Origin of the sequence: Salmonella sp. 32120201201600049SM (assembly GCF_017572835.1) — a bacterium.
Classification (GTDB): Bacteria; Pseudomonadota; Gammaproteobacteria; order Enterobacterales; family Enterobacteriaceae; genus Salmonella; species Salmonella enterica.
Genome location: NZ_JAGESA010000013.1, coordinates 18,218 through 35,701 on the forward strand (window position 1 = coordinate 18,218; position 17,484 = coordinate 35,701).

16 protein-coding genes are annotated in these 17,484 nt (G+C 51.0%); 2 read left to right on the forward strand and 14 right to left on the reverse strand.

The features are described from left to right. Positions 1-40: 40 nt before the first annotated feature. From J4650_RS19820 to yihU, 14 genes are all read right to left on the reverse strand, one after another. Positions 41-775, reverse strand: coding sequence for a Cof-type HAD-IIB family hydrolase (locus J4650_RS19820; RefSeq protein ID WP_001270585.1), 735 nt, complete (start codon positions 773-775; stop codon positions 41-43). Further along, the gene (locus J4650_RS19825; protein ID WP_001520166.1) at positions 760-1,638 is read right to left on the reverse strand and encodes an STM4011 family radical SAM protein; all 879 of its coding nucleotides are present in this window, start codon (positions 1,636-1,638) and stop codon (positions 760-762) included. Before J4650_RS19825 ends, J4650_RS19820 begins: the two co-directional genes overlap by 16 nt. Continuing rightward, on the reverse strand, positions 1,635-2,876 hold the full coding sequence (locus J4650_RS19830) for an STM4012 family radical SAM protein (protein WP_001062063.1): 1,242 nt from the start codon (positions 2,874-2,876) through the stop codon (positions 1,635-1,637). The genes J4650_RS19825 and J4650_RS19830 overlap by 4 nt, the downstream gene beginning before the upstream one ends. A 1-nt stretch (position 2,877) precedes the next feature. After that, positions 2,878-3,753 (reverse strand): STM4013/SEN3800 family hydrolase, encoded by an 876-nt coding sequence (locus J4650_RS19835; protein WP_023993697.1) that lies wholly within the window; start codon positions 3,751-3,753, stop codon positions 2,878-2,880. Next, positions 3,746-4,771, reverse strand: a complete 1,026-nt coding sequence (locus tag J4650_RS19840) for an STM4014 family protein (protein WP_000337354.1) — start codon at positions 4,769-4,771, stop codon at positions 3,746-3,748. The genes J4650_RS19835 and J4650_RS19840 overlap by 8 nt, the downstream gene beginning before the upstream one ends. Before the next feature lie 12 nt (positions 4,772-4,783). Continuing rightward, complete coding sequence (locus J4650_RS19845) at positions 4,784-5,632, reverse strand: STM4015 family protein (RefSeq protein WP_023993696.1); 849 nt, start codon at positions 5,630-5,632, stop codon at positions 4,784-4,786. A 156-nt stretch (positions 5,633-5,788) separates the two neighbouring features. Beyond that, a complete protein-coding gene (ompL, locus tag J4650_RS19850) occupies positions 5,789-6,481 on the reverse strand; it encodes a porin OmpL (protein ID WP_000838828.1) in 693 nt (230 codons plus the stop codon). 67 nt (positions 6,482-6,548) lie between these two features. Continuing rightward, the gene (locus J4650_RS19855) at positions 6,549-7,970 is read right to left on the reverse strand and encodes an MFS transporter (RefSeq protein WP_000064891.1); all 1,422 of its coding nucleotides are present in this window, start codon (positions 7,968-7,970) and stop codon (positions 6,549-6,551) included. 45 nt (positions 7,971-8,015) lie between these two features. Further along, a complete protein-coding gene (locus tag J4650_RS19860; RefSeq protein ID WP_000084250.1) occupies positions 8,016-9,398 on the reverse strand; it encodes an MFS transporter in 1,383 nt (460 codons plus the stop codon). Between the two features lie 45 nt (positions 9,399-9,443). Then, positions 9,444-11,480 (reverse strand): alpha-glucosidase, encoded by a 2,037-nt coding sequence (locus J4650_RS19865; protein WP_023993695.1) that lies wholly within the window; start codon positions 11,478-11,480, stop codon positions 9,444-9,446. Between the two features lie 43 nt (positions 11,481-11,523). Further along, positions 11,524-12,381, reverse strand: a complete 858-nt coding sequence (locus J4650_RS19870; RefSeq protein ID WP_023993694.1) for an aldose-1-epimerase — start codon at positions 12,379-12,381, stop codon at positions 11,524-11,526. A 3-nt stretch (positions 12,382-12,384) separates the two neighbouring features. Then, positions 12,385-13,626 (reverse strand): sulfoquinovose isomerase, encoded by a 1,242-nt coding sequence (yihS, locus tag J4650_RS19875; protein WP_000870942.1) that lies wholly within the window; start codon positions 13,624-13,626, stop codon positions 12,385-12,387. Between the two features lie 15 nt (positions 13,627-13,641). Continuing rightward, positions 13,642-14,520: a sulfofructosephosphate aldolase gene (gene yihT / locus J4650_RS19880; protein ID WP_001067413.1), complete on the reverse strand. Its 879-nt coding sequence runs from the start codon at positions 14,518-14,520 to the stop codon at positions 13,642-13,644. Positions 14,521-14,542: 22 nt separating this feature from the next. Further along, entirely contained in the window at positions 14,543-15,439 is an 897-nt protein-coding gene (gene yihU, locus J4650_RS19885) for a sulfolactaldehyde 3-reductase (RefSeq protein WP_000268248.1), read from the reverse strand. Between the two features lie 165 nt (positions 15,440-15,604). Between yihU and J4650_RS19890 the strand changes: the two genes are divergently transcribed. Together J4650_RS19890 and J4650_RS19895 are read left to right on the forward strand one after the other, a co-directional pair. Beyond that, on the forward strand, positions 15,605-16,501 hold the full coding sequence (locus J4650_RS19890; RefSeq protein ID WP_001520529.1) for a sugar kinase: 897 nt from the start codon (positions 15,605-15,607) through the stop codon (positions 16,499-16,501). A 33-nt stretch (positions 16,502-16,534) separates the two neighbouring features. Beyond that, a complete protein-coding gene (locus tag J4650_RS19895) occupies positions 16,535-17,338 on the forward strand; it encodes a DeoR/GlpR family DNA-binding transcription regulator (protein ID WP_000059693.1) in 804 nt (267 codons plus the stop codon). Positions 17,339-17,484 lie beyond the last annotated feature (146 nt).

Here is a 17,484-nt window from a genome sequence, read left to right on the forward strand (position 1 = left end):
GATAAAAACCCTGCCGAAATGAAAGCTCGGCGGGGTTTTTTTATTCACGTTGAGAAAGGGATAAGGTTACCAAAAAATCAGCAATCGCTGGCGTATTATGCCGACCAATGACGCTATCCGCATACACCTTTGCCCGGGCGCTGGCATTCCCCATCGCGACGCCCAATCCGGCTAAACGTAGCATTTCCGCATCGTTATCATTATCGCCAAACGCCATCACTTCGCGCATTGCGATATGCTGTTGCTGTGCATATCTGGCGAGGCTTTGTCCTTTGCTACACCCCTTCTGGAGAATATCCAGTTGATGATGCCAGGACCAGGTACAGCTTAGCTGTAATTCATGCTGTATAAACTCAGCAATATTTTGTAGTTGTTTTATGTGCCGATGAACGACGCTGATTTGCCAAATATTCTCCCTACTGCTTAGCTCATCAGCCTGAAAGATTATTTTATCATCAGCACGAATTGTCGGTTTAAGCGGATATACCCGCGCCAGTATTTTTTCCGTTTGTAAGTGCGTCAGCGGCAGCGGATCAAGGATCTGCTGTTGAGCCGGTTGATAAATATAGCTTCCGTTACAACAGATCATCGGTTCGGTGAGCGCCAGCGTTTGATAATACGCATAGGCTTCACGATGAGAGCGACCAGTAACAAGCATTATTCGGCAGCCCATGTCCTGAATCTGACGGATAGCGGTTAGCGACTCTGGCAGAATTTGTTTATTACGGTTTAGCAGCGTTCCATCAAGATCAAAAGCGATTAAACGATATCGCATGAGCGTCCGATCCTAAAACAGCGTGAGGCATCCAGGTGATTCAGCAATGGAATATCGAGACGGTGCTGATAAGCGAGAAAACAGTGGCATTGTTTTGCCTGGCAGGCGGGAGAATTAAGCCGTTGCTGATATAAATTACCCATTTTAATTTTGCTGATATGACAAGCAAAAAGATCGCCTTCTGCATTCATAAAAATACTTTTTCTTCCTGCGGTACAGATATCCAGCTGCGCTGGCCACTGCTGTGTTTCAATCACATACAGCGGATCGAGTTCGCCGAAGGCGATGGTTTCCTCAACGGTATGCCGGGTATTGGCACACTCGTTGGCGTTAAACCAAAAATAATTCTGGTCAGGCAACCGCTGGCGTAGCCAACGAAACTGGTCGATATCTTTCATACTGGCGACAGCCCCCGCGCACCAGGTTATTCCGGCGGCAGAGAGCGCTAAACACTGCTGGAGAAAGCGCTCAGCGGTAATTTGTGAGGGATGAAAAGAACACCATAACCGAAGCTTTGAGATATCTCCGCCGCCAACACGAAATGATTCCAGCAATGACATTAACGAAAAAGAGGCGTTAGTTTGTATGCCGACCGCCTGAACATGAGGATAGCGGCTAATTTCTGCCAACGCCGCCATGTAATAACGCAAGCGTAGCGCCTCGCCATAAGGCGTAATCATCACATTCAACGGCGTACCTAAAAGAGGCAAATGGTCAACCATGCGCCATAGCGCGGCTTCGTCGCGTTTTTTATCGTTACGGGCGTGTTTATGGAACGGGCAATAGCCGCAATGATAATTACACGATTTAAGATAGCCGCGATAAAACAGCGTGTGAATATCGCGCAGGGCGGGGGCGCTCATCTCTGCCGATTCTCCCGTAGCATCACCTCAGGCGAAACGAACACAGGAGCAAGGCAATCGGATAATGCCATACCGGTCTCCGTTAGCCGGAGGCGACTGCCATTCTGATAACAGTAACCTTGCTGTATAAAGCGTTCCAGGTCGGGGAAATCCCTTAGCGCATCGCTGGCAAAATATTGCTGATAATCGCTAAGAGAAAGTCCCTGCCAGAAAAATAGATTTTTAATGATAAAGCGGCGTTTCATTTCATCAGGGGGGAGCAGATAACCGTGATTAATGACGGTTTTATCCGGGCTGTCGATAAACGCCTGAATGATTTTTCGTGATGTTTGCAGGTTCGACGACCACGGTGAACAGTAATGCAGATTGCCAAGATAACTTCTGCCGCCCGCGCCGAGCGCCAGTGAGTTTTCAAATCCGCAGCTTTCCGCCGCGGCGGATGGCGCTGGATTAAGGACGAAACGGCGCATGGACGTTTGGGTGTAGCCCGCGTTGCGTAAAAGATCGCGGGCTAAAACGTAGTAGCCATGCATATTTTCCTGGCGAGGCATATTATAAAGCGGATAAAGAAACAGCTCTTCCGGTTGATAAACGAGCGCCTGATGTAACGATTCCGTCAGGCTTGCGTGAGTCTGGCCGGGAATGCCGTAAATAATATCAATATTGAGTGATGGAAAATGACCTGCCTTTAGCCATTCCAGCGCCTGGTGCGCGCTGGCGGCATTGTGGCGGCGATGCAGCGTATGTAACTCGCCATCATGAAAACTTTGTACGCCAATACTGACGCGATTAACGGAAAAGGCGTTTAATAGCGCTACTTTTTCTGCTGTGGTATCCGTAGGGGAAGTTTCAATCGTTTTATAAATATTCCAGTCAACATTGAGCACATCAAAGGCGGAAAAAAATAACTTTTCTAATTGCGCAATATTTAATAGCAGAGGTGTGCCGCCGCCTACGGTAAAGCTTGCCCAGTGGACGGGCGCCAGCGCCATTTGTCGGCCCTGGGTAATAATCGCGTCGATATAGCTATCAATGAACGTATTATCTGCGCCTGTGCAGGTAAATAAATTACAGAACCCGCAGCGACTTTGACAAAACGGCATATGAACATACAGATGTGTGTCGTGCTCGTAAATGCGCTGTTTTACTTCGCTAAAACTGACGTTCTCCAGCTCCCGATAAGCCGTCTTATGCGGATAACTGTACATATACTGACGATAAATATCATTGTTATTCATATTAATGATTACCGCTCAGCAAGAAATGCATATAGGGAACGGTATTAACGATCGGATGATTAAAACTATGGAAATATTTCCCGTCTTCGCCATAGCAGGTACCGTGATCGGAGCAGACAATAACGAACGTTTCGCCGCCAGTTTGGCGGAAAATGTTCAGTAATCCGTCGATGCGGGCGTCGATATAGCGTAGCGCGGCGGCATGGGTCTCAACGGTATCGCCAGGGGCCGCGCCCTCCACGTAAAAATGGTTAGGGTAATGAATCGTGTCGATATTGATATACATCATGACCGGTTGGCTGCCAGCACGTTCGGCCATGATTTTCTGGATATAATGGATCTGGTTATCCATACTCTCTTTAACCGTACAGGCAAAGCGTGGATGCCAGTAACTCTCTTTAAACATCGACGGGAACACTTTTCCCATGCCGGAGCGGTTATTAAAGAAAGAGACGCCGCCAATACAGATGGTCTGGTAGCCTTTATTTTCCAGACTTTTTATCCATGTTGCGTCATCAAAGGCAAATGCATTTTTCGGCCCTTTACGACCAAGTCCGATATCTTTTGGGAAAAACAGCATGGTCTGATTAACGGTATCATCAATAGGTTTTGGCATAAAACCTGAAAACATGGCGTGATGCGAAGGCCAGGTAAAATTACCGGCCGCCTCGCATTTCGTCCATTGTCCATAATGATTAAGGTTTGGCGTATTTCCGGCGGTTTGTTCCTGAAGCGCAATATCGTAGCGTAACGAGTCCAGCACAATAAAAAGAATATGAGCGTTATTACTAATTAGCGTATTCATATCGAATTCGCCATCGCCTGTGTCAATCGACGCGTGTAGCGAGACGGGGACTTCATCCATTGAATTATACATTTTGCTTCCTCATGGCCCGGATTTGCGCCTGATAAATTAGATTATTCTGCTGTGCATCCTGATAAATCAAATCACCCTGGCCATTAATTTCAATAATATACGGCGTCAGGCTGGTAGTAAGTAAAACATCAATACCCGCTAAGCGAATGCCAGGAAAAAGCCGCATGGCATTTTGACAGAGCGTATCGATCTCAGTCGCTTTTGCGGCAGATAACTCCAGACTTTCGAAGCAGTAAGCCTGGTTTTGCAGATGTAAGTTAGTAATGGGCTGCGAGGAGGTTCTGACCACTCGCCAGATAATTTCGCCATCCAGGCAGACGATGCGTAAATCATAGGTTTTATGCTTTACGCTGGCTTTGGGCAGCCACTGTTCGACGAGGTTTTCCTGCTGAAGAACGCCATCAATAATGAGCTGGATATCTTCTTTCTGACGATACTGTTGGATTTTTTTGCTGTTAAATAGCTGTTGTCCTGATATGGCAATCGCGCTGTAAAGCACCTGCTTTATGCCATCAGGGTGGCGGCGCAAAGCGATAACGCCCGCCGCGCCAGAACCCAGCGAGGGCTTAATGAACACGCTGGCGACCCTTTTTTCCTCCATGATGGCGGTGAGCTGTGCAAAGCTTTTTACGTCTTCCGCTACCAACGGCGGCGTGGGGATGCCGTGTTCCAGTAAGCGCCGCTTGCAGCGTTTTTTATCCAACAGGTGAATGAGGCCCGCCGGATGGTTAAGCCAGGTGACGCCAGGACGCGCCGCCATATTCTGCAAAAAATGGATATAGTCCAGACCGATCGCGTTTATTTTGCGGATGTCAGTTTCACTGTGTACTGGCGGGTCGATTTTAACGATGCCAGAGGTCAGCGAAGCGTCCAGCGCTTGCGGATGAGTCAGCGCCGTGACGGATTCCCCAAGTGTGGCGGCAGCCTGCATAAAATAATGCGTGCGCTTGCTCTGATGGGGGCCAATGAGCGTAATCACAATAAATCCCTTTATCAGTGAGTAGGGGAATGTGCACATTCCCCAACACAATCACTCGGTGTACATCGCATTCATATAAATATCGCCATCGTAATCATCAGGCTCCAGAGCTTCTGAAAGATTCAGGTTTATCGGCAGTGTGGCTTTTAGCTTTTCCTGCATCTCCGGCGTCAAATAGTGGTGGTGGAGATCGAGTGTTTCCAGATGCGCAATTCGGTCTTTATGCTCCAGCAGCGCCTCTGCGCCGTTATCCGTTAAGGTACCGCATGAGAGTTCCAGCACGTTAAGCTGCGGCAGGATATTACTTTCCAGCACCCGGCGGGCGATATCATCCTGCTCTTCGCTGTTCATCAACCCCAGATGGGTGAGCTGAGGGAAAAGATCTTTCGATGCCAGCGCCATCACGTCATCCAGCGAACCGTCAAAACCGTATTCCTCTACGCCCAGGAAGAGCTTCAGCGTTTTTAATGCAGGGAGCTGCGCATTTTGTAGTTCGGCAAGCACATTAGAAGGGATGCCGCCGGAAATGATTTCCAGGTGCTCCAGTTTCTCATGATGTATAGCGCCCAGTCGCAGATCCGACGCGCCTTTAATAATCAGTTCTTTCAGATTGGGTAACGCCGCATAGAGCCTGGAATAGTCACCTTGTTTAATCCAGGAGATCTCGCAGTCTTCGCTCTCCATATCACCGATAAACAGTGATTCCAGGTGAGAAAAGCGGGGGGCGTTCTCCACAATCATATCAATAATAGGCTGGCAGGTTTCGTCTTCCCAACAATCACCCCAGTTACCAATGGTCAGTGAGCGAAGCTTTGGCAGATCTTCATCGGTTAAAATCAAATTAATGAGCTGTTCCTGGGTTAATTCATTGTCCCAATCAATATTAAATCGCTTATTCATTTGTTTCCCTTCTCTATAAGCATGAATACGGTAAAACGCTTTGTGAATATTATCATGGCGCTTAGGGGCGGGATATCGGGAGTCTGATTCAGGATGAATGAGCGGGCAGAACAACTACCCGCTGTGATGCTGATTCGTAAAATAGAGGCAATAATATCAGAAGAAATACTTCGCCCCGATACGAATCTGGTTTTGCTCTCTATGGTAGGGGCCCACGTTACGATCTAACCAGCGTAATTCAAAGTAGGGCAACCAGTGTTCATTGATACGATAACGGAAGGTATTAGTGATTTCCCAATGATGCTTCGTACCATTACTACTATTAAAATCATTAACGTTGTAAAAATAGTGTGGTTCAAAGGTATAAGAAAATTTATCGGTAATGATAAAATTCCAATAGTTACCGATTTCATAGCTGTCATTATTATCCAGTTCGCCATTCAAATCGGTTGAACTATAATTATTGTGATTATATCGGTTACGTACCGTAAGATTAAACCACGGGGTAAATTTATAGTTAACATCCAGATAGACGGCGCCGCCGGAACCAATGCTTTTGTCGTTTATTAACCCGCCAGGCTGGATGGTTAATTTATCTGTAGGTTTAAATAATGGATACCAGCCCTCAATCTCATTATAACCGTGCTTTAATTCATCATCACGCTGTAGCGTATAGGTATTGGTCAACATAATTCCGGCCCCCATATCGGAGTTATAGCCGACGCGCAGCATAAACTCCATTTGGTCAGACGCCAGGTTATAGGCCTCACGGTTTTCTACATAAGCGCCAGCAAAAACAGAGGTGGATATTACTGAAGTTAATATCACTAGAGTATTCAGAGATTTCATAATAAATCCATTTTTCAAATATAGGGAAGCCGCCATCCATCGGGATGGATAAAGCGGCAAGCGTCGTTTAATTATTTACAGTAGAAATACTTTGTTTATTATTAGTCGCGACAATTTGATTACCTGTTTTCTTTCGTTGGGCAATTTCCTCGATAATAAAAGCGAAACGTTGTTCATTGAGCTTATAAAAAAAGCCCATCGTTAGTGCTGCGATAATGGCAAGACCGCAAGGCCATAAAAAAATGAGCTGACGCAAACCAAGCAACGTGGTGTCACTTTGAGCTATGTTGGGGATATAACCGATTTGCGTCAGCATAATACCTGGCAAAAAGCCAGCAAGCGCAGCGGAAATTTTGCGGGAAAAGGTATAACCCGTATACACCGAGCCTTCAGCGCGAATACCCGTTTTCCATTCACCGTAGTCAACCGTATCCGGAACCAGTGCCCAGTTCAGGCTGTTGACGAAAGCGGTACCGAAGAAGGCGATACAAGAGAAAATAACAAACAGGAATGACGTTCCGCCCCAGATAAAATTCAGGATATCGCCAACGGCCCACAATATCAGACCACCAAGATAAACCTGTTTTTTCCCGAAGCGTTTTACCACAGCAGGTACTAATAAAACACCAATCAGGATACAGCCCATGCTGAAAAAACCCATCCATGACAACAAATGAATATCGTTCAGCACGTATTGAGTGTAATAAACCTGAATGGCCAGCTTGATATTAAAGGCGGCCAGCGTGCACAAATTGGCAACGCAGAGCACCAGCAGCGGCGGATTACGAAAAATCGCGCAGAAGGACTTCAATATGCTGGGTTTATGCGTGTCAGGTACGGTTTCGATATACCGTTCTTTCACCCCGCTAAAGCACCACCACATGCTGAACAGCCCGCAGACCGAAAAAATGACTGCTGCAATCAGATAACCCAGCGAAGGGGAACGGGTAAACAGCGCCTGAATGGGCATAAAACCTACGGTACAAAGAAGAAGGCCAATGGTAGCGCCGCCTTGTCGCCATGCGGCGAGCTGGGCCCGCTCATGCGGATTTTTGGTAATAGCGGGTACCATCGCGCCGTATGAGCAGTTCATCAGGCTGTAGAACAGACCGAACAACATAAACAGCACCGTCGCGAAGGCTGTTTTAACGGGTAAAGTAAAGTGAGTGGCAAAGAATTGCGCAGTAGCAACCAGAGCCACCGGAAATGACGCATACAGAATAAAAGGCCGAAACTTTCCTTTTGCGCCAATATTACGTCGTGAATCCAGCAATACGCCGGTGAGCATATCGGTAAAAGCAGTGAAGAATTTCGCCACCAGAAAGATAATTCCACCGTAATATGCAGGCATCCCGAGTTCATCGGTATAAAACTTCAGTAGATACAGCGTACCGATACACAGCATCAGATTTGAGCCGAAATCGCCCACGCCATAGGCGCATTTTTCCCGCAGGCTCAACTTTAGCGTTAGCGGATCATGATTAGACATAATCGCCTCTCAAAACGCCCCGCAGGGCGTTATATTTTATTGTTGTTAAACCGTATGTTTCCGGGCCTCAATCTCTTCCACAATTCGCACGTACATCTTCTCGTTGAGGTTGTAGAAACAGCCCATCGCAATAATGGTGATGACCGCCAGCACGCAAGGATATATAAAGATCAACTGGCGTAGGCCTTCGACGGTGCCTGCCGATTGCACCACATTCGGGATATAACCGATTTGCGTCAGCATCCAGCCGGGGAAGAACCCTGCCAGCGCCTGGGAGACCTTACGGAAGAACGTGAAGCCGGTGTAAACCGTCCCTTCCGAGCGGACGCCGGTGCGCCATTCACCATATTCCACTGTGTCCGAGACTAGCGCCCAGTTCAGGCTGTTGACGAAGGCGGAACCGAAGAACGCCAGGCAGGAGAAGGCGACAAAACTGACCGAGCCGCCGCCAAAGAAGTAGTTGAGCAGATCGCCCGCCACCCATATTAACAGCCCGCCGATATAGACTTTCTTCTTGCCAAAACGCCTTACTGCGCCGGGCATCAAAAAGACGCCGATAAAAATACAGCCCATGCTAAAGAAGCCCATCCAGGAGAGGAGGATCGGGTCGTTAAGAACGTACTGGGTGTAATAAACCTGAATCGCCAGTTTGACGTTGAAGGCGCCGAGAGTACAAAGGTTGGCGATACACAGAATAAACAGCGGACGGTTACCGGCGATGGCGCGGAACGACTGCAATAATCCGGGCTTTTGCGCGTTATCGACAGGTTTCACTTCGACGTAGCGCTCTTTAACGCCGGCGTAGCACAGCCACATAAATAGCAGGCCAAACAATGAAAATAGCGTGGCGGCGAAAATATAGCTGAGTTGGGCATTGCCTTCGATCAGGTTCATGACCGGCACAAAGCCAACGGTACACAGCAGCAGGCCGAGAGTGGCGCCGCCCTGACGCCAGGCGGCAAGCGAGGCGCGTTCATCCGGGTTCTTGGTAATCGCGGGCACCATCGCGCCATACGAGCAGTTCATCATGCTGAAAACCAGCCCGTACAGCATAAACAGCATCGTTGCGACGACGGTTTTTCCCGTCACCTCAAACGGTGTGCCGACAAAGTTAGCAATCGCCAGTAGCGTTACCGGAAATGCCGCGTAAAGCACGAACGGGCGGAATTTGCCCTTCGGACCAATTTTACGCCGCGAGTCGAGCATAATGCCGGTACCCATATCGGTAAATGCGGTAAAAAATTTGGCGATCAGGAAAATGATCCCGCCGTAAGTCCCTGGTAAACCCAGCACATCGGTATAAAATTTGAGTAAATAGAGGGTCCCGATATCTAACAGGATATTGGAACCTAAATCCCCCAGTCCATAGGCAAGTTTTTCTTTAAACGGCAAGCGTAGGGTTGCCGGATTCGATGATGTTTGACTCATTATTCTTCTCCATCTGCCCGCAGGTTTCCCTGCGGGCGAGCCGTATTAGATATTCCGTAAAGAAGCAAAAAGTGAAGCCCACTCGCTCTTCGCGCGATAGAAGACCGGCGGTTTGCCAATGGGCGCATCCACGGTAATGTCACCGCCGTGGTGAGCTTCGCCGGTCCAGATATTCACCCAGTGATCTTCCGGCAGGTACAGCGTCCAGTCGCAACGCCCCTGCTCGTGAACCGGCGCGACCAGCAGATCCTGACCGAGCAGATATTGATATTTCAGGGTGTAGGTTGCGGCATCGTTCTCGTAGTGCAGGAATAGCGGACGCATGACCGGCAGACCGGTAGCCGCGTTTTGCGCCACCGCCTGCTTGAGATACGGTTTCAGCGTGGTAAAGACGGTGGTCATGCGGGCAAAGTGGGCAATAGTTTCCGCGTCGCCGTCAAACTGCCAGTTATCGCCGGGGCGGTTGCCTTCATGGGTGCGCATCATCGGCGTAAAGGCGCTGAAATCGCACCAGCGCAGCAGCAACTCTTTGCTGCGTTTCATGTCAAACAGGGTGGTGTAGCCGCCGATATCGCTGTGATGCAGACCATGGCCGGTCATCGCCAGCGACAATGCCGCAGGCACTACAGAGGCCAGACCATCATCAAGGCTCCAGTCAACGTTCTGGTCGCCTGCCCACATCATGGTGGAATATTTCTGACTGCCGGTGTAACCCGCACGCATAAAGAACAGGATCTCGCCGAGCTTGCCGGTCTCCTGTAGCGCTTCGTAGTTACATTTCGCCCACAGCGCAGGCCAGGCGTTATGCATGATCTCGGCGCTGACGCCGTTGTGCAGATACGTGTCGGTCGGCAGATATTCGCCGAAATCCGCCATCCAGCCGCTGCAGCCGAGCGCGATCATGTTCTTTTTGATGACGTCTTTGAACCAGTCGTAAGCTTCAGGATTGGTCAGATCGACCACGCCGCCATAGAATTCGCCAAACTCGACCAGATAGTCGCCGCCCGTGGCGTCTTTCGCCAGATAGCCGTGTTTCGCCGCCTCGGCGCAGAGGTCTTTATCACTGGCGACGTATGGGTTGATATAAGAGAGGAACTGTACGCCTTCTTCTTTCCACTGTTTGATCCGGCTATCCAGTTGCGGATAGTTGTCGCTATTCCACTTCCAGTTCCACATCACGCGCTTGCCAAAGGAGGTCATGCGGATACCGGACCAGTCCTGCGCCCAAATACCGTTCACTTTTACGCCTGCGTTGCGCATGGTATCCAGTTTTTGCTGACAAACTTCCGTACCGCCCTGAATGCCTAGCGTGACGCCGTCGTAAACCCAGTCCGGCAGCTCCGGCTGGCGACCTAACAGCGCAGTCAGTTTTTCCAGCAGGGCGATGTAGGTGTCGGCACACTCAAAACGCAGCGTAGTTTTATCTTCCCACAGCGCCAGTTCGTGATACTCCGGCGCGCTGAAGTCGAAATTCATATAGCAGCTATTATCGACGTGGCAGTAATACTTCTGCGTGCTGACAAAGGTCGGTTGCGGGAAGAAGGTCCAGTAATAGTCGCCGCCGGCGTTCTCTTTACAGTCTGCCTGCCAGGTGACATAGCTGGTTTTATTACGGCCAACGCCCTGTTCGCTGGTCCACAGCGGGAACGGCTTGCCGCGCAAATCGAAATAAGAGAACTGTTCGCCGCAGCCGTAGATATGGTCGTCTGGATTAGCTGCGAGGCGTAACCAGATACGGTTATGGTGCAGGTCGTCGTTTTGCAGATCCAGCTGCAGGCGTCCCGCCTCATCGGTGGAGATGCGAAGGGTGGCGCTAATTGTTGCGCCACGGCTGAATTGTACCAGCCAGCCGTCAGGTAGCTCGCTGACGGTGGCCTCCGTTAATGCAATCTTTTCGTTAAGTTTGTCTTTGATGCTAAAGTTGCCGCGAAACATGTCAATGTCGGCAACGCCCGCGCCAATCCACAGACAGGGATTTTCGGCGCTGTGGCGTAAAATCAGGCGCTGTTGCCAGCTAAGCGCAAAACCATCCTGTGATGTTGTCAGTTCAAAATCGGTTGACCGTTGTGGTAGAGAATTCATTGTAATCTCCGTGAATGTAGGGTAATTCGGTAATCCATTTGGGCTAGTCGCAGCCGATGGAAAAATGCAGTTGATGGATCGCTTTTGGGGCAAGATGAATCAGTGCGATCCCGGAATTAAATGCATCGGGCGGGCAGCTCATAGGCTCTACCGCGAGACCTTTTCGGCTGAGTTTTTCGCCGGTATAGATCTGTAGCCAGGGCTGGGTGCTGCGTAAAAATGTAGACATGTTCTGCGTTGGGCTGGTAAGTCTGACCTCCCACTCCGCCGGGGCAGTCGCGGTCTTAACCGCATGATCAAGGCGCGTTTCGCCGAGCAGGCATGATGCGGAAAAATCTCTGCCTGCGGGCAATTCTTCGCTTGCCGGCAGTGTTAATACACAGCTATCGATGCTTTGCAGGTTACAAGTCAAATAAGGATGTGCGCCCGCGCCATAAGGGGCTGATTCATCGCCAATGTTTTGCGTACGAATCAATACGTGCAGCCCACTGGCGGCATCTAACCGATAAATCACTTCCGATATCAACGCAAAGGGATAGCCGTAAGAGGGCGGCAGAAAAATCGTTAGCGACGCTTCCGTCGCCGACTGATAATTAATCTGCCAGTCTCGCCAGGCTAACAGACCGTGAATGGCGGTCTGCGAAACCGGGTCGTTAACGGCAAGCTGGAAAACTTTGCCGTTATAGGAGTAGCAGCCATTTGTCACGCGATTTGGCCAGGGAATCAATACCTTCCCCAGATGCGCCATGGGTATTTCTTCCGGTTTATGCGGGATGACCACATGACGTCCATGATGAGTCAGTTCCGCCAGACCTGCGCCAACCGTGACGATTTTCGCCTGGTAATGGCCCGCATTAAGCTGAATAGTTTTTCCACCGCTATGCATGGCTGCCATCCTCATGACCTATTTCGCGTTGATATCCAGGAGACCCGCCGCGACCGCCGGAGCCAGGCCCGGCGCCAGTGGCAGACGAGGAATGACCAGACAGTGCAGCAGATGGTAAATATCTTGCTTGCCGTCCCACACTTTGGTGGTCACTTTGTTATCGGCGTCCAGCTCTTGCCACCAGGAACCATTTTCATAGTCCATCAGGTACTTAATGCAGTAGTCCCACCATTTCTGATACCACTCTTCATACTGGCTATCGCCCGTCAGGGTGTAGAGGGCGTAGGCTGTCCCCATCGCTTCCACAATCGGCCAGCGCACGCGTTCACGTACGATAGGTTTACCGTCCCAGTCGACTGAGTAGACAAAGCCGTCTGCGCCATCTGGCGCCCAGGCGTCGCGGATAGTGGCATGGAACAGACCTTTCGCATCCTCCAGCAGCCAGGCGGGCGGCGTTTCGAAGCGGGCCTCCAGCGCAGCATGGAGATGGAGCATCAGACGGCCCCACTCAATCCAGTGACCTGGCGTACCGCCGTAGGCGCGGAAACGGTGGGCAGGATTATCTTTGTTGTAGTCGCGGATAGGGTTCCACTGTGAATCGAAGTGCTCATTGACGCGGTAATCACCGTTGCGTGCCACATCATGAATAATTACCGACGCGATACGCAGCGCGCGATCCAGCCATTTTTTGTCATGGGTAACGTCATAAACAATCAGGAACGCTTCGACGGCGTGCATATTGGCGTTGCCGCCACGGTAGTCTTCGGTTTTGCTAAAGGCTTCGTCCCAGGACTCCAGGCACATCTGCTCTTCTTCACTCCAGAAGTATTTCTCAATCACTTCTATGGTGTAATCCAGCAATTTCCTGGCTTCAGGATGCCCGGTCGTGACGGCGCTGGCCGCGCCCAGCAAGGCGAAGAAGTGTTGATAACCCTGTTTAGAGGCATCCACCACGCCCTGATCGTTAACGCAGGCATACCAGCCGCCGTATTTTTTATCGCGCAGCGCGCCGTTCATGGCTTTGATGCCATGATCGACCAGATCATAAGCGCCCGGTCGGCCCATCGACGCCGCCACGGAATAAACGTGCAACATACGCGCCGTGATCCAAAGATGGGTGCCCATCTCTTCTTTAATTTGCCCTTTATTTCCCAGCCAGCCGAAGCCTGTCGGCACCACGGCGTTTTTACCGAAATTAAAGATGCGGTCGGTTTCCTGCTCCAGCCAGCGGTTGTGGCTCAACGTGTTAAACCATTTCATTCTTTCATCCTCGTATTAACGACGTTTCGCCATCATTTCATCGACGATCTCGCCCAGACGTTGCAACTTAGGCGCAGAAACATCACGTAGCATCAGCTCGGTATCCGGTAAACCAATCACTGATGACCAGACCGCGCGTCCCGCCAGGAACCCGGATGCGCCAGCTTCCATGGCGACCCTGACCGCGCGAGGGAACAGTTTTTCGTCCACACCGGAAGAGAGGATGACCCACGGCATATTGATATGCCCATTCAGGCGTTGTGAGGCGGTAAGAAGATCGGAGCGCGCGCCTTTGCCGTAGAGCGGCATTTCAACTTTGTAAAGATCGGCGCCGCTGTCGCCCAGCTCTTTGGCCGCATCGATAATCGCCTGCTCGCGATCGAACTTGTCGCCGCAGCGCGGCGGACGTACAACCGGTTCGATAATGCTCAGCAAACCATTGGAGTGGCATAATTCGTTGAATTCCTTGACCATATCCAGACGCTGCTGCGCGTCTTCGTCGCTGCGCCACAGCACCAACAGTTTTAAGGCTTTCGCGCCATCCCGTTTTACCGCCTGCGCATTAATTTTTTTATCAATGACCACGTTATCAACGGGAATACCGTTGCCCGGGATGAAATCATCCGCCGCGACGATCATGGCGCAGCTTTTAGCGACCGCGTTTTGTTCTACGGCCTGGCGATAACAGAACTGCTGATCCAGCAGAACGGCAGAGGCATACGGGGAAAGAATTTTCGCCGCATTCACTTTGAAATCCGTCAGCACGCTATCGGCAACGGGTGTTTTCGCACCAGCAGCAGCAAACATTAAACGCATCGCCTCGCGCTGATCGACAGCCAGCATGGCAAACCCGCCGGATGCTCGCGTAATGTCTTTGATGGTGTAGTTGTTCATTCAATTTTCCTTTATACAGTCGTTACTTTTTTACGTTGGCGGTCAGCCCGGCGCTGATGCGCACCTGTTCCAGGATGGCGCTCCAGTCTTCCCGACCGCGGCCTGCGGCCCGCGCCAGGTTATAAACTTCACGGGAGGCGGCGCCGAGCGGCATCGGTACGTGCAGTTGATTGGCGACATCCAACGCGATGCCAAGATCTTTGTGCGCCAGATCGATCATGAAGGCGGGAGACAGATCTCCTTTCATCACTTTATTCGGCCAGGTGGTGGTGAAATGCCCTTTGCCTGCGGCAGTGCCGCTCATCACTTTTAAAGCCACGTCGAAGGAAAGCCCCAGCGCTTCACACAGCACGGCGGCTTCGGCGGAGAGCGCATTTAGCGCAATACTCATGTAGTTGTTGATCAGTTTTACGCGAATACCCATTCCCGGGCCGCCGGTGTTGACCAGCTCATTACCCATCGCCATCAGAACAGGGGTAGCACGCTCTACTTGCTCCGCCGTACCGCCTGCCAGCAGCAACAATGTGCCGGTAATCGCGTTGTCGGATGTCCGGCCTACCGGCACATCCATCATGCTGAACCCTTTGCTCTGCATGTCGGCAATCAGCTTATCGGTTTGCAACGGATGAATAGTGGACATATCAATGACCAGCGCTTCACGGGAAAGAGTTTCACAAACGCCTTGCTCGCCAAACAAAACGGAACGAACCAGATCGCCGTTCGGGAGCATGGTGATAACAAATTCAGCGCCGATGGTTGCCTGAGCCGGGCTGCTTGCAGGTTGCGCGCCTTTGTCTACCAGACGCTGTACGGCGTCGGGATTAACATCGAAGACGCTGAGTTGATGGCCCTGCTTTAGCAGATTGCTCGCCATAGGGGAGCCCATCTGTCCCAACCCGATAAATGCTATAACTGCCATATCGTTCTCCTGAACACGGTGGTGTCATTTTTTTGTCATTAATGAGCCTTTTTCTGTCTGTTTGTGATCGTATTTGTAATTTATAGTCAAAAAATTGACAGCCGTCACTTTTTAAACATTTCGTGAAATTAAAATGAGCACATCGAAAATGCTTGAGGAATGACCATGGTTCGTATTGCTTGTGTAGGTATTACCGTGATGGATCGCATCTATTACGTGGAAGGATTACCGACAGAAGGGGGTAAATATGTGGCGAAGCGCTATACGGAAGTGGGCGGCGGGCCTGCGGCGACCGCTGCCGTGGCTGCGGCGAAATTGGGCGCGCAGGTGGACTTTATTGGCCGTGTGGGCGATGACGACACCGGAAACAGCCTGCTGGCGGAACTGGAATCCCTGGGGGTAAATACCCGCTATACCCGCCGCTACACGCAGGCCATGTCGTCGCAGTCAGCGATTATGGTGGATGCCAAAGGAGAGCGGATTATCGTTAATTATCCCAGCCCGGATTTATTACCTGACGCCGACTGGCTTAACGACATCGATTTTTCGCAGTGGGATGTGGTGTTGGCGGATGTGCGCTGGCATGACGGCGCAAAACAGGCGTTTACGCTGGCGCGTCAGGCTGGCGTCATGACTGTTCTTGATGGCGATATTACGCCGCAGGATATTAGCGAGCTGGTGGCATTAAGCGACCACGCCGCCTTCTCCGAGCCAGGGCTGGCACGCCTGACGGGGATGAGCGAAGCCATTGATGCGCTAAAAAAAGCACAAATGCTCACAAATGGACATGTCTATGTCACGCGAGGCAGTGAAGGCTGCAACTGGTTGGAAAAAGCGGCGGTACGCCACCAACCGGGTTTTACCGTGGAGGTGGTGGATACTACCGGCGCGGGCGATGTTTTTCATGGCGCACTGGCATTTGGCCTGGCAAGCGGATACGCCATCGAAGAGGCTGTCAGATTCGCCAGCGGCGTTGCCGCGCTGAAGTGTACTCGCCCAGGTGGCCGGGCGGGTATCCCTGATTGTGAGCAAACCCGATCTTTCTTGTCACTTTTTGTATAATATGAGCAGTAGGAAGCTTTTAGAGGAATGCTCATGAGTCTTACCGAACTGACCGGTAATCCGCGACACGATCGGCTGTTAATGCTTATTGATGAGCGCGGCTATATGAATATCGATGAGTTAGCCAGTTTGTTGGAGGTCTCTACCCAGACGGTTCGCCGCGATATTCGTAAATTAAGCGAGCAGGGGCTGATTACGCGTCATCACGGCGGCGCTGGCAGAGCGTCCAGTGTGGTCAATACCGCCTTTGAGCAGCGAGAGGTCTCCTGGACGCAAGAGAAAAAAGCCATTGCGGAAGCCGTGGCTGACTATATTCCGGATGGCTCCACGATATTTATCACGATTGGAACGACGGTTGAGCAGGTGGCGCGCGCGCTGCTCAACCATAATCATCTGCGCATTATCACCAATAGCCTGCGCGTCGCGCACATTCTTTATAATAACCCTCGCTTTGAAGTGATGGTGCCTGGCGGCACGCTGCGCCCGCATAATAGCGGCATTATCGGGCCATCCGCGGCGGCGTTTGTTGCGGGGTTCCGGGCGGACTACCTCGTCACCAGCGTAGGCGCGATAGAGAGCGATGGCGCGTTACTGGAGTTTGATGTCAACGAAGCCAGCGTAGTGAAAACCATGATGGCCCACTCGCGACATATTCTGCTGGCCGCCGATCATACGAAATACCATGCTTCTGCGGCGGTTGAGATCGGCAATGTGTCACAGATTACCGCTCTGTTTACGGACGAGTATCCCGGTCCGGCATTACAGAATTTACTTCAATCCCAGCAAATCGAAGTGGTTCAGGTGAGTCCTTCGCTGGACGACGCTGTTTCAGCGTGACAAGCGCCCTTGCGCCGGAGGGTCGCGTCAGCGCTTTATCCGGCCAATAAAACGGCGCTGTGATGCAGGCGATATTGGGCATCGTCTGCGTTTCTATTGTCTTTTTGTTAATTGATTTATAAAGGGATACATAGTCAAACTTCTCC